Source organism: Neorhizobium sp. BT27B (assembly GCF_050455485.1).
Taxonomy (GTDB): domain Bacteria; phylum Pseudomonadota; class Alphaproteobacteria; order Rhizobiales; family Rhizobiaceae; genus Neorhizobium.
This window is the reverse complement of sequence record NZ_JBCIYT010000003.1, coordinates 512,858-524,456: the sequence shown is the minus strand read 5'-3', so window position 1 is coordinate 524,456 and position 11,599 is coordinate 512,858. Positions and strand designations below refer to the sequence as shown.

The window sequence follows — 11,599 nt, the reverse complement described above, 5'->3', positions numbered from 1 at the left end:
ACTGTTCGGCCCGGTTATCCGGGCCGAAACACCTTACGACGGCTCCACCTGCAGCAGCGTCTCCGACATCGTCGCCCCGAAAACACTCTCGAAAGCCTCGCGCAGACGGATATCCACGTCCGTCATCATCACCGGCAGGCCGAGATCGACGAGGCTCGTCACGCCATAACCGCTGATGCCGCAGGGCACGATCCCCTCGAAATGGGAAAGATCCGGCTCCACGTTCAGAGCCAGCCCATGGAAACTCACCCAGCGACGCAGCCGGATGCCAAAAGCGGCAATCTTGTCTTCCGCCATGCTGCCATCGAACAGAAGCGGCTTTTCAGGGCGCTTCACCCACACACCGACTCGATCCTCGCGCCGCTCTCCGCGCACATTCATCGAATCGAGCGTGCGGATGATCACCTCTTCCAGTGCCGCCACATAGGCACGCACATCCGGTCGGCGACGTTTCAGGTCTAGCATCACATAGGCAACACGCTGTCCCGGCCCATGATAGGTGTATTCACCACCGCGCCCTGTGGAAAACACCGGGAAGCGATTGGGCTCGATCAGGTCGGCCGCATTGGCGCTGGTACCGGCCGTATAAAGCGGCGGATGCTCCAGCAGCCAGACGAGTTCGTCGGCTTTTCCCTCCGCAATCGCCGCCACCTCGCGCTCCATTTCGGCTACGGCATCCTCGTAGCCGATGGGACAGTCCGAGATTCGCCAGCGGATCGGTGGAAAACCGGCCTGTGGAAACATCGAAACATCAAGATCGGTGCGCGTCGACATATTTTTTATCCATATTTTTCGAGGCCTTGGCAGCCAGAAGCCCTGCAAATGCGGGACTTTTGCCCTACCATCTCTATATAGGAATTCACAGACCGATTTTATCTTCAAAAATCTGTCACGGTCCTCTTGTGCCCGCAAAATCCTTTTGCTAAATGCTCCCTCGCCGGACAAGTTCGGCTCTACCACGATGCGGTCGTGGCGGAATTGGTAGACGCGCAGCGTTGAGGTCGCTGTGGGGCAACCCGTGGAAGTTCGAGTCTTCTCGACCGCACCAAAATTAAGAAACCCCCGCAAGCCATTTGGTTTGACGGGGTTTTTTAATGTTCTATTCTGCGTCGGGACAGGTTTCACGATATTGCCGTGATGCTGTCAGTGAATGCTGATAGCAATGTCCCAAAGCTGCAACCTTGCCGGCAGCATTTTGGAAGACGGCAGGAACGATTATCGCCCGGGAGTGTCATGCCAGCCATTTGCGCCGTGCCTGCCCAGAATGGTTTTTCAAGTGAGGCGCCCCGCGCCTACGAAGCCCATGAACTCGTTGCCCTGCCGCATTTTCGCGACGGACAACACCTGACGGCCATCGAACTGCTGGAAGCACATCGCCTGCTGCCCAAGCGTGTTCGTTATGTCGCCGATATCCAGCGTTTCATGCTCAGCCATGCCGCGATGGCGCTGCATCTCGAGCACACGCTCGATCCTTCCAAGCCGGGGGTGACGGCAACAAATCTCCTGCGTTTTTTCGAAAACACGCCGGCGGCCAGCAAGAATACCGTTCTCGCCTTCCTCGTCGAGATGCGGCACTATAATTTCGTCGAACCCGTCGATGAGGGTGATCGCCGCAGCCGCGCATTTCGTGCCACGGTCGATACAGAACAGCTGATCCGATTCTATTTCGATACGCATGCGCGTGGGCTCGACTGCATGGACGGCGGCAACAGGGCAGCCTTGCTGGCGGCCCACCCGCGCCTGCTGCACCTTGCACAGCCTCGCTTCGCCCGCCTGCTCCTGCATAACCAGAACTGGCGCAACCCGCCGGGAACCATCGCAGGCTTCACCAAGTCCGATTCCGGCAGCAGCGTCATCCACGATCTTGTCGCCCGCGTTCCCCGTGGCGAACTTGGTTCGGATCCGATCTGGATTGGCAGCATCTCTGCCACGGAAGTCGCCAAACGTTATCTCGTTTCGACGACCCATGCGGTTCGACTGTTTTCGCGTGCCAAGGCGCAGGGGCTGATCGGCTGGCAGGGCAGCACCAATCGCGGCGAATGCTGGATCTCGCCGATCCTGGTGCAGGATTATTACCACTGGCAGGCGCAGAAATTCGCAGCCGTTTCCGATGCCATACAGTTCGCCTGCGAGAAAGCGGGGATAGGCCCGACCTGATCCCGCGCGCCATGGCTTGCACGCCACCAAAACCTGTGCTCCACAGGTTTGCAAGCCATAGCGAAAGCCCTCCGATGACTGCCCTCACCGCTGAAAATCCGCTCAAGGGCATGGCCCTGATGGCAGGCTGCATGCTCGTGCTGCCGATCATGGATGCGATCGCCAAATACATGGCGACTTTCGAAACCATGTCGCCGGGCCAGGTCACCTTCTACCGCTTTTTCTTCCAGTTCGTGGCATTACTGCCCCTGCTGCTGATCGCCACCCGTGGCGTGATTGTCGCCAAACGTCCGTGGATGAACCTTTTGCGCGGCGCCATTCATGGCGCGGCCAGCCTGATGTTCTTCACGGCCGTCAAATACATGCCGCTTGCCGACGTGTTTGCCATCTATTTCGTCGAACCCTTCATGCTGACGCTGATGTCGGCGATCTTTCTCGGCGAGCGTGTCGGCTGGCGACGCTGGACCGCGATCGCAGTCGGTTTCGCCGGCGCCATGATCGTCATCCAGCCGAGCTATGCGATCTTTGGCTGGACGGCGCTTTTGCCGGTCGTCTGCGCCTTTCTCTACACGCTCTACCTCTTCATGAACCGCGCACTTGGCGATGGCGACAGCCCGCTCGTCATGCAGACCATGGCGGGGCTCGGCGGCACGCTGTTTTGCTCAGCAACGCTTGGGATTGGCAGCGGTCTCGCCATGCCGAATTTCGAGATCAGCCTGCCCGGCTCCACGCTCGGTCTTGTCCTTCTGGTGCTCCTCGGCGGCATTTCCGGCTATATTCATCTGGTCGTCGTTCAGGCATTCCGGATCGCCTCGCTTTCGCTTCTCGCGCCCTTTCAATATTTCGAGATCATCTCGGCAACCGTGCTCGGATATGCGCTTTTTGGGGATTTCCCGACTGCATCGAAATGGCTCGGCATAGCCATCATCGTTGCTTCCGGCCTGTTCATCATCTGGCGCGAACGCGTCAGAGTGGCACAGTCGGCAAATGCCTGAAACATAACGATTGTCATTCGTTAACCGCGCTCGTTGGCGAGGCCTCAACGTCTGTCGTTTAAGCTCCATTTCAGTTTCATGATGAAACGGAGACAAAGATGAGCGATGGTCGCTTTTCTTTCCCGGCATGTGTTATCGCCGGGAAGCGTCGACTCGACGTCGACGACCTTTTGATGCTGCGCAAGCACGCGTTTTCCGACGGTATCAGAACCGAGGACGACGCTTGCCTTCTTCTGGCAATCCACCGCGCCTGCGCCTCTTCCTGCCCGCAATGGGATTGTTACGTCATCGAGAACATCGCGGCCTATGCCGTCCACCATCGCCATCCGCGCGGCTGGCTGGATAAGGGCAATGCCGACTGGCTGACATCAACCCTTTCCGTCGAGGGGGTCGTCCACGCCCCGCTCGAGCTGGAGATCATTCTGCACGCGCTGGATATGGCGGCATCCGCACCGGATCGGCTCTATGCCTTTGCACTGGAGCAGATGCGCCTTGGCCTCATTCCCAACAGCCGCGCAGCCTATGCGCTGAGCCGCCCCAGCCGCAGTCCGGGCATCGATCTCGCCGACCTGCACTACCTGTGGCGTGTGCTGCGCAGCGCATGCGAAGGTGGCCGGCTAATGCTGTCAGCAATCGAACGCGACCTGCTGCAGGCGATTGATGCGATGGCCGAGCCTCGGCATCATCATTCCGGCTGGAATACGCTGATCGGTTCGCTGCAATTGCGCCCTGACGTCACGCGAGCAACCGGTCGGACAGCGTGGCTGCAAGCCTCGGATGAGGCATTTTTGGAGAAATCGCACCGGGCAGCATGACGCCACGCTTATTTTTGCATTCCATCAAATGCAATCTTTCGCTTCAACCGGAGCGGAATAACCCTGTGCCATAGTGTGCCAGACCAAAATTGAACCCGCATCGAGCGGCTGGAGTAGCCTGCCTTGACGACGACAGTCTCCATCATCCTGCTTGTATCGATCAATCTCGGTATCCTGTGGCTGATGATGGCTGCTCCGCTCGGCCAGCGTACCATTACCATGCGCCGCATATTGCCCCACGATCCCTCCAGGCTTCGCGACGCCATCAGGCCGCAAGGCAATCTCACCGACTGGAGCCCGGACATCACCGCCGTCAGATACGGCTCGTCAGCCGGCCTTGAGGGGGGCTTGGTGGAGATGAGCATGCGTTACCCGGATCGTCAGGGCCGCCCGGTTCGCCGGCTCTACGACATTATGGAAAACATCGATGATCGCGCCAGCTACACCAGCACGGCTCGCATCATTTCCGACAGCACCCTCACCAACGCCTTCTGGAGCCGGTACCGCGACGAACGTCGCTTGGAACCGACCGATGACGGCACCATCGTCACGTTCAGCCAGAGCGATCATTATCGCGGTCTCGCCTTCTATCTTTTTCGGTTTTTCGCCATGCGCCGGGAACTGGCTGCCTTGGAAGGCTGGCTCGAGACAGGACGCCGGCGTGATGGTCTCGGTTTTAGCCACCCGCTGGTGCAGATCATGCTCGCCGGCATCTCCACCCTCATGCTCTGGCCCTTCTTCGGCCTGAACCAGACAGGTCTGGCGATATCGATTCTTCTTACCCTCGTCATCATCCTGCATGAACTGGGCCATATCATCGGCTACAGGGCATTTGGACATGAGCGGGTGATGCTGATCTTCGTACCCATGCTGGGCGGCATAGCCATCGGCGGACGGCCCTATCGCAGCCGTTTTGAAATTGCCACCTGTGCGTTGATGGGCGCCGGCATTTCGGCTTTTGTCGTGCCCATCCTGGTGCTCGTCCACAATCTGTCGGACTTTGGAAGCGGCATACTCCCTGCCAGACTGCATATGCCGTCGGCCGCATTTCTGCTGATTCTCGGAGGATTCAACCTGCTCAACCTGCTGCCGATGTCGCGCTTCGATGGCGGCCAGATCGTGCGGCAGGTTTTTCCCGGACTCGGTATGCAGGTTCTGGCCAGTTTCGGCCTGACATTGATCGTTCTGATGGTGGGTTATGAGATCGGCGTTCCGCCGGTAGCGCTCGTCGCAGGCCTCGCCATCGTCACGCTCATCAGCATGATCGGCTTTCGCACCAACGTCATGCGCGATGAACTGGACCCCATGCAACCTCCGGAACGACTAATGGCCGGCTTTGGTCTTTATGCCGCTGTCGCCATTCATTCATACGCTGTCATTACCGCCTGCCAGATTCTCTTCCATCAATGATCAGGCATTGACATACCGCAACTCTCCGCCCCCAACTGGATCACATGAAAACAGATAACCCTCTCCTTCCGCTCGGCTATTCCGATATGCCAGCCGGCACCATTGCCACTGTCGTGACTTGCCTGGAGATGCGAGAGCGTCCCCAGCTGCCACTGGTGGAGGCTGATAATGCATTGACGCTGCGGCACTGGCACCAGCCCGACCTTGGCGAATATCGCGAGCTTTTCCGCAATATCGGCGCACAATGGTTGTGGTCGGGGCGTCTGGTGATGAGCGACGAAAAGCTCTCATCCATCCTCAACGACCCGCGCGTCGCGGTTTATATCCTGAAGGATGCCGGTCGTCGCATCGGCCTGCTGGAACTTGATTTCCGCAGCGACCACGAATGCGAGCTTGCCTATTTCGGTCTGGTCGAAGATTCGGTCGGCAAGGGCGCCGGCCGCTTTCTGATGAGCCACGCCATCGAAAAGGCATGGGCGCGGCCGATCGACCGGTTCTGGGTCCATACCTGCCATCTTGATTCGCCGGCGGCTTTGCCCTTCTACAAGCGCATGGGCTTCACGCCTTACAAGATCATGGTCGAAGTTCTCGACGATCCGCGCCGCAGCGGCATCGTTCCAAGCACCGCAGCGCCACAGGTGCCGCTCATCGATCTGTGACGCAATCACCGAATTGCGACCTGTCATGCCTCTATCCGGCTTGAGCTGGAGCGCATTCCCATGCGAAAGTGCAAACAGATTCTGACAGATAGCTTAGGAGAGACAGGATGGATGTCCGCGCAGCCGTCGCCGTACAGGCAGGCAAACCGCTGGAAGTGATGACCGTGCAGCTCGAAGGCCCGAAGGCCGGCGAAGTGCTGATCGAGGTCAAGGCCACCGGCATCTGCCATACCGACGATTTCACCCTCTCGGGCGCCGATCCGGAAGGCCTTTTCCCGGCCATCCTGGGTCATGAAGGTGCCGGCATCGTCGTTGATGTCGGTCCGGGCGTCACCTCGCTGAAGAAGGGTGACCACGTCATTCCGCTCTACACGCCGGAATGCCGCGAGTGCTATTCCTGCACATCGCGCAAGACCAATCTGTGTACCTCGATCCGCTCGACTCAGGGCCAGGGCGTCATGCCCGACGGCACCTCGCGCTTCTCGATCGGCAAGGACAAGATTCACCACTATATGGGCTGCTCGACCTTCGCGAATTACACGGTTCTGCCCGAGATCGCGCTCGCCAAGATCAATCCGGACGCGCCTTTCGACAAGGTCTGCTATATAGGCTGCGGCGTGACGACCGGCATCGGCGCGGTCATCAATACGGCCAAGGTCGAGATCGGCTCGACGGCGATCGTGTTCGGCCTCGGCGGTATCGGCCTCAACGTGCTGCAGGGCCTGCGCCTTGCCGGTGCCGACATGATCATCGGCGTCGATATCAACAATGACCGCAAGGCATGGGGCGAAAAATTCGGCATGACGCATTTCGTCAATCCGAAGGAAGTCGGCGACGATATCGTGCCTTATCTCGTCAACATGACGAAACGCAACGGTGACCTGATCGGCGGCGCGGACTACACGTTCGACTGCACCGGAAATACCAAGGTCATGCGTCAGGCGTTGGAAAGCTCGCATCGCGGCTGGGGCAAGTCTGTCATCATCGGCGTTGCCGGCGCGGGTCAGGAAATCTCCACACGTCCGTTCCAGCTGGTGACGGGCCGCAACTGGATGGGCACGGCATTCGGCGGCGCGCGTGGCCGCACCGATGTGCCAAAAATCGTCGATTGGTACATGGAAGGCAAGATCCAGATCGATCCGATGATCACCCACACCATGCCGCTCGAAGACATCAACAAGGGTTTTGAGCTGATGCATTCGGGCGAAAGCATCCGCGGCGTGGTGGTCTATTGACCACCCTGCCCACCTACACGACCGACGTGCGGAGACTTGAAGAGTTCTCCGCCGTCGATCTCTACGCGATGTTGAAAATGCGCGTGGACGTTTTTGTCGTCGAGCAGGAATGCGCCTATCCCGAACTCGACGGCAATGATCCGGACTGCCTTCACCTGCGGCTGTTCGAAGGTAAAGATCTGCTGGCTTGCGCCCGTGTCTGGCGCCCGTCGCCGGATGTCCTGCCCCGCATCGGCCGCGTCGCGGTCTCGCCGAACCACCGCGGAAAACGTCTTGGCGACGCCCTGATGCGCGAGGCCATCATCGAATGTGAAAAGATCTATCCGGGCGAGGCTATCGAGATATCGGCGCAAACGCATCTGCAGAAATTCTACGGCTCGTTCGGTTTCGAGCGGACGTCGGAAGAGTATGTGGAGGACGGCATTCCGCATGTGAATATGGTGCGGCAGCCTACGCCCGCGTAACCACGCTGAAAAGATTCTCGCGACCTAGCTCAAAGGTCGCGAAAGTCACCGCGAAGCCATACGTCGCTCCAGTTCGGCAACACGCTCCTCCAGTTCCTCCAACGCTGTTTTGTTCTGCAAGCCGGATTGTATGGCATTCAAAACTTCATTGTGGTGCCGGTTACCTTCAATCCGCAATTCCTTGATGATGTTAGCGTTTTCATGACCGACGCTCTCAACTTCATCCAGGCGACGCAAAACAGCATCCAGCCGGGTCTCCAAGGCCGAAAGGCCTTGCCTCGTTTCGGCCTGAAATTTCATCACCATCTCCGTCAGCGTATTGTATTGACGGTTGATCTTGAAGAATTCAGCATCAAAACGCGCGGTCGTATCGATGCTGCGACCGACCTGCACATTCAGTGTCTTCATGCCGTCGATGATGGCCGACATGTACCCAATCAAGTGCTTCGGAAACTCGGCTTCTTCGGACATGCTTTGGCCCCGAGGTTGTTAGGTACAGTATAGGCACAGCCCTGAGAGGAAACAAAGCATGATTACACGTACATTCAACCCTGAAGATTGATAGATTTTCGACATGCCGCTAGAAAACAGCATGACCAATTCAAAGACTGAGCCCATGCCGCAAATCTACGTCGATGCCGATGCCTGCCCGGTCAAGCCGGAAATACTGAAAGTGGCCGAGCGCTACAATCTCGAAGTCACCTTCGTCGCCAATTCGGGCCTGCGCCCCTCGCGCGATCCGATGGTGAAGAACGTTATCGTCTCCGCCAGTTTTGATGCCGCCGACGACTGGATCGCCGAACATGCCGGCGTAAACGACATCGTCATCACCGCCGACGTGCCGCTTGCGGTGCGCTGCGTTGCCAATGGCTCGCTCGTCACGGGCCCCACCGGTCGCGTGTTCGACGAGGCGAATATCGGCATGGCCAGCGCCATGCGTGATCTCGGCCAGCACCTGCGTGAAACCGGCGAGAGCAAGGGTTACAACGCAGCTTTCTCGCCACGCGACCGCTCAAAATTTCTGGAAACACTGGACAGGTTCTGCCGTCGCGCCAAATCAGCGGCCTGAGACAGAACGTCGGGAGGGGCAGGATGTCGAAGGTTTTGGGCAAACCACCGTGGTGGAAATGGCGACGCCATCGCCATGGGCCTTTCTTTGCCGCCGCCATCGTCGCGACGGTCGCCCTGCCCGCGCTGATCTGGCTTGTTCCCCACCTTGCGGCAGCACTCGCGGCCATCACCTTCTTCGTCGTCTATCTGGGCCTGATGGCTTTGCGCATTCCGCATCTCGATGCCGACCGTTTCGAGGCAAGCGGCCAGAACACTGACGAACCGGCGCCGATCATTCTCGCCGTCACGCTTTCGGCGGCCGTGATCGCCCTCGTCACCCTGTTCGAGGCGCTGAACGACAAACAGCTGTCCGGTATCGCGGATGTGGCAATCGGTTTTGCCGCCGTTATTCTCGGCTGGTTTTCGATCCACACCATGTTCGCAATGCACTACGCCCATCTATACTGGCGGCCGGGCGACGTGGGTGACGACAAGCCGGTCGGCGGGCTGGATTTCCCCGGCACGGAACGCCCCTCGGCTTATGACTTTCTCTACTTTTCCTACATCATCGGCATGACCGCACAGACGTCGGATGTCGAAATCACCGCCACCGACATGCGCAAAATCAACCTGTTGCACTCGGTCTTGTCTTTCTTTTTCAACACCGTGCTGGTAGCCGCTGCAGTCAACGCCGTCGTTTCGCTGGCAAGCTGAACCAACAGACAAGGAACCCGCCGATGAAGGTCCTCTCCCAGAACACCGCCTTTGGCGGCATGCAGGGCGTCTTCGCCCATGATTCGGAAGCGCTGAAGTGCGAAATGACCTTTGCGGTCTTCGTGCCGCCACAGGCGATCAGCGAACCGCGTCCGGTTCTCTGGTATCTGTCGGGTCTCACCTGCACCCATGCCAATGTCATGGAAAAGGGTGAATACCGGCGGCTCGCAGCCGAACTCGGCCTGATCATCGTCTGCCCGGACACCAGCCCGCGCGGCAGCGATGTGGCGGACGAAGTCACCAACTGGCAGATGGGCAAGGGCGCAGGTTTCTATCTCGACGCCACCGAAAAGCCTTGGGCCGAGCACTACCAGATGTACACCTACATCACCGAGGAGCTGCCCAATTTCGCCAGCCAGCATTTTCGCATGGACATGACCCGCCAGGGCATTTTTGGCCACTCGATGGGCGGCCACGGCGCCATGACGATCGCGCTGAAGAACCCGGACCGTTTCAAGAGCTGCTCAGCCTTCGCGCCGATCGTCGAACCCTCGACGGCAGACTGGTCAGCACCTGCGCTCGAAAAATATCTTGGAGCAGATCAGGCGGCATGGCGCCAATACGACGCCTGCGCGCTGGTGAAGGATGGCGCCCGTTTCCCGGAATTCCTGATCGACCAGGGTACCGCCGACAGTTTCCTCGAAACCGGCCTGCGTCCAAAACTGTTCGAAGAGGCGATCAAGGGCACCGATATCGGCCTGACCCTGCGCATGCACGAGCGCTACGACCATTCCTACTATTTCATCTCGACCTTCATTGACGATCACCTGCGCTGGCACGCCGAACGTCTCGGCTGATCGCAGTCACACCCATCGAAATGAAACCGCCCGCGCTGGAAAACTGGCGCGGGCGTTTTAGTTCAGCGCTTGTCCACAGCCCAGGCGCCGGGGCCAGCGCAGACCAGATAAAGGAAGATGAAGCAGAACAGGATCGCCGGTTCACCACCGTTCAGCGCCGGCCAGAACCCTTTCGACGCATGCGCCATGAAGTAGGCCACCGCCATCTGGCCGGCGAGAATGAAGGCCACCGGCCGGGTGAACAGGCCGATCACCAGCAGAGCACCGCCCACCACTTCCAGAAGCGCCGCAACCAGCATCAGCGGCGGCAAGGCACCCTCGCCCATGGCGGCCGGAAAACCGAATAATTTCATCGTACCATGTTCGATGAAAAGCAGCGCCGCGATGATGCGCAGAACGGCCAAAGCCTGCGGACGGTAACGGCCCAAACTGTCGAAAAACTGCATCTGATCCCACTCCCTAAACAGAATCGCGCCTCTCAGGCGTCATGCCGAGTTGGCAAAGATCAAACTCAACCGAAACTGTCAGGAAATCAATCGCCCTGGCGACACCGTCGCGCGTTCGTGAAATCAGCGCCCGGCCAGAGCCGATGCGATCGTTGTCGGCCGGCCACCGTCGAGCTTGAACTCGGCGGCAACCCGATCGGCGATCTTCGCCGCCAGTGCCTCTTCGCCGCTATTGTCCTTGCCGAAAACCGTCGTCGCTACCGTGAACGTGGCGCTGGCGATGCGCTCACCCGTCGTCACCGAAGTCGCATCCACCGTCACCTTCGCTTCATGGCGACGGCCGAACAGGATTGGAAGACCGCCGGCGCGGGTAATGCGTACGGTCAGAATGGCGCGCGGCAAGGACATGCGGCGCACGGTGGCGCGAATAGCGGCATCGACGCGACGATCCGTGCCGGCAATCAGGGCTGCGGAAATCTCGGGTCTGGCGGCAACGAATGCGCCCCGCACATCGTAGAGCGGACCATTGCCATGCGCATTCTCCGCCGTCTTCATGCTGAAAGACATCAGCGGAAGTGCAGCGCAGGCGATGACAAAAAGGCGGCAGGCGGAGCGGAACATGGATACAGAGCCCGGATGACGACGTGTCCGGAATGATCCGCTATCAGGGTTAGAATTCGGTTAAATACGGAGCGCCGGATTTAGAGCGGTTCATTGTTAAATGGAAGCGGTTCTGCCGGAGCAGGTTTTCGTCGGGGCAGTGGCGATTGGCGAAGTGCATACCCTAAGGTACGTGC

Annotated in this window: 14 protein-coding genes and 1 tRNA gene; 11 read left to right on the top strand and 4 right to left on the bottom strand. The window is 59.1% G+C overall.

Features of this window, described 5'->3' with window-relative positions; genetic code table 11:
* Positions 1–33: 33 nt before the first annotated feature.
* The gene (gene lipB, locus AAIH70_RS11265) at positions 34–774 is read right to left on the bottom strand and encodes a lipoyl(octanoyl) transferase LipB (RefSeq protein WP_132272317.1); all 741 of its coding nucleotides are present in this window, start codon (positions 772–774) and stop codon (positions 34–36) included.
* A 189-nt stretch (positions 775–963) separates the two neighbouring features.
* Between lipB and AAIH70_RS11260 the strand changes: the two genes are divergently transcribed.
* From AAIH70_RS11260 to AAIH70_RS11225, 8 genes are all read left to right on the top strand, one after another.
* Positions 964–1,048: transfer RNA gene (locus tag AAIH70_RS11260), tRNA-Leu, on the top strand.
* A gap of 185 nt (positions 1,049–1,233) precedes the next feature.
* Positions 1,234–2,157, top strand: coding sequence for a hypothetical protein (locus AAIH70_RS11255; RefSeq protein WP_132272316.1), 924 nt, complete (start codon positions 1,234–1,236; stop codon positions 2,155–2,157).
* Positions 2,158–2,231: 74 nt separating this feature from the next.
* Positions 2,232–3,152 (top strand): DMT family transporter, encoded by a 921-nt coding sequence (locus tag AAIH70_RS11250; RefSeq protein ID WP_245519046.1) that lies wholly within the window; start codon positions 2,232–2,234, stop codon positions 3,150–3,152.
* Between the two features lie 98 nt (positions 3,153–3,250).
* Positions 3,251–3,967, top strand: a complete 717-nt coding sequence (locus AAIH70_RS11245) for a hypothetical protein (protein WP_430034052.1) — start codon at positions 3,251–3,253, stop codon at positions 3,965–3,967.
* A gap of 123 nt (positions 3,968–4,090) precedes the next feature.
* Entirely contained in the window at positions 4,091–5,377 is a 1,287-nt protein-coding gene (locus AAIH70_RS11240; protein ID WP_132272313.1) for a hypothetical protein, read from the top strand.
* Between the two features lie 44 nt (positions 5,378–5,421).
* A complete protein-coding gene (locus AAIH70_RS11235) occupies positions 5,422–6,036 on the top strand; it encodes a GNAT family N-acetyltransferase (RefSeq protein ID WP_132272312.1) in 615 nt (204 codons plus the stop codon).
* 107 nt (positions 6,037–6,143) lie between these two features.
* Positions 6,144–7,271 carry an S-(hydroxymethyl)glutathione dehydrogenase/class III alcohol dehydrogenase gene (locus AAIH70_RS11230; protein WP_132272311.1) on the top strand — a complete coding sequence of 376 codons (1,128 nt, stop codon included), beginning with the start codon at positions 6,144–6,146 and terminating at the stop codon, positions 7,269–7,271.
* Positions 7,268–7,735 (top strand): GNAT family N-acetyltransferase, encoded by a 468-nt coding sequence (locus tag AAIH70_RS11225; protein WP_245519045.1) that lies wholly within the window; start codon positions 7,268–7,270, stop codon positions 7,733–7,735. The genes AAIH70_RS11230 and AAIH70_RS11225 overlap by 4 nt, the downstream gene beginning before the upstream one ends.
* Positions 7,736–7,780: 45 nt before the next feature.
* On the opposite strand, the gene AAIH70_RS11220 is transcribed toward AAIH70_RS11225, so the two are convergent.
* Positions 7,781–8,206 carry a hypothetical protein gene (locus AAIH70_RS11220; protein ID WP_132272310.1) on the bottom strand — a complete coding sequence of 142 codons (426 nt, stop codon included), beginning with the start codon at positions 8,204–8,206 and terminating at the stop codon, positions 7,781–7,783.
* Between the two features lie 121 nt (positions 8,207–8,327).
* On the opposite strand from AAIH70_RS11220, the gene AAIH70_RS11215 reads away from it, so the two are divergent.
* The 3 genes from AAIH70_RS11215 to fghA are packed head-to-tail and all read left to right on the top strand — an operon-like array spanning position 8,328 to position 10,356.
* Positions 8,328–8,804, top strand: coding sequence for a YaiI/YqxD family protein (locus AAIH70_RS11215; RefSeq protein WP_245519044.1), 477 nt, complete (start codon positions 8,328–8,330; stop codon positions 8,802–8,804).
* Positions 8,805–8,827: 23 nt separating this feature from the next.
* Positions 8,828–9,499, top strand: a complete 672-nt coding sequence (locus tag AAIH70_RS11210) for a DUF1345 domain-containing protein (RefSeq protein WP_132272309.1) — start codon at positions 8,828–8,830, stop codon at positions 9,497–9,499.
* 23 nt (positions 9,500–9,522) lie between these two features.
* Positions 9,523–10,356: an S-formylglutathione hydrolase gene (fghA, locus tag AAIH70_RS11205; RefSeq protein WP_132272308.1), complete on the top strand. Its 834-nt coding sequence runs from the start codon at positions 9,523–9,525 to the stop codon at positions 10,354–10,356.
* Between the two features lie 62 nt (positions 10,357–10,418).
* On the opposite strand, the gene AAIH70_RS11200 is transcribed toward fghA, so the two are convergent.
* Complete coding sequence (locus AAIH70_RS11200; protein WP_132272307.1) at positions 10,419–10,802, bottom strand: DoxX family protein; 384 nt, start codon at positions 10,800–10,802, stop codon at positions 10,419–10,421.
* Between the two features lie 123 nt (positions 10,803–10,925).
* On the bottom strand, positions 10,926–11,423 hold the full coding sequence (locus tag AAIH70_RS11195; protein WP_132272306.1) for a hypothetical protein: 498 nt from the start codon (positions 11,421–11,423) through the stop codon (positions 10,926–10,928).
* Positions 11,424–11,599: the final 176 nt, after the last annotated feature.

Coding starts and splice junctions, on each gene's coding strand:
- AAIH70_RS11215 (WP_245519044.1), top strand. CDS start 8,328: ATGACCAATTCAAAGACTGAGCCCATGCCGCAAATCTACGTCGATGCC.
- AAIH70_RS11200 (WP_132272307.1), bottom strand. CDS start 10,802: ATGCAGTTTTTCGACAGTTTGGGCCGTTACCGTCCGCAGGCTTTGGCC.
- AAIH70_RS11210 (WP_132272309.1), top strand. CDS start 8,828: ATGTCGAAGGTTTTGGGCAAACCACCGTGGTGGAAATGGCGACGCCAT.
- AAIH70_RS11235 (WP_132272312.1), top strand. CDS start 5,422: ATGAAAACAGATAACCCTCTCCTTCCGCTCGGCTATTCCGATATGCCA.
- lipB (WP_132272317.1), bottom strand. CDS start 774: ATGTCGACGCGCACCGATCTTGATGTTTCGATGTTTCCACAGGCCGGT.
- AAIH70_RS11195 (WP_132272306.1), bottom strand. CDS start 11,423: ATGTTCCGCTCCGCCTGCCGCCTTTTTGTCATCGCCTGCGCTGCACTT.
- AAIH70_RS11250 (WP_245519046.1), top strand. CDS start 2,232: ATGACTGCCCTCACCGCTGAAAATCCGCTCAAGGGCATGGCCCTGATG.
- AAIH70_RS11230 (WP_132272311.1), top strand. CDS start 6,144: ATGGATGTCCGCGCAGCCGTCGCCGTACAGGCAGGCAAACCGCTGGAA.
- fghA (WP_132272308.1), top strand. CDS start 9,523: ATGAAGGTCCTCTCCCAGAACACCGCCTTTGGCGGCATGCAGGGCGTC.
- AAIH70_RS11255 (WP_132272316.1), top strand. CDS start 1,234: ATGCCAGCCATTTGCGCCGTGCCTGCCCAGAATGGTTTTTCAAGTGAG.
- AAIH70_RS11220 (WP_132272310.1), bottom strand. CDS start 8,206: ATGTCCGAAGAAGCCGAGTTTCCGAAGCACTTGATTGGGTACATGTCG.
- AAIH70_RS11245 (WP_430034052.1), top strand. CDS start 3,251: ATGAGCGATGGTCGCTTTTCTTTCCCGGCATGTGTTATCGCCGGGAAG.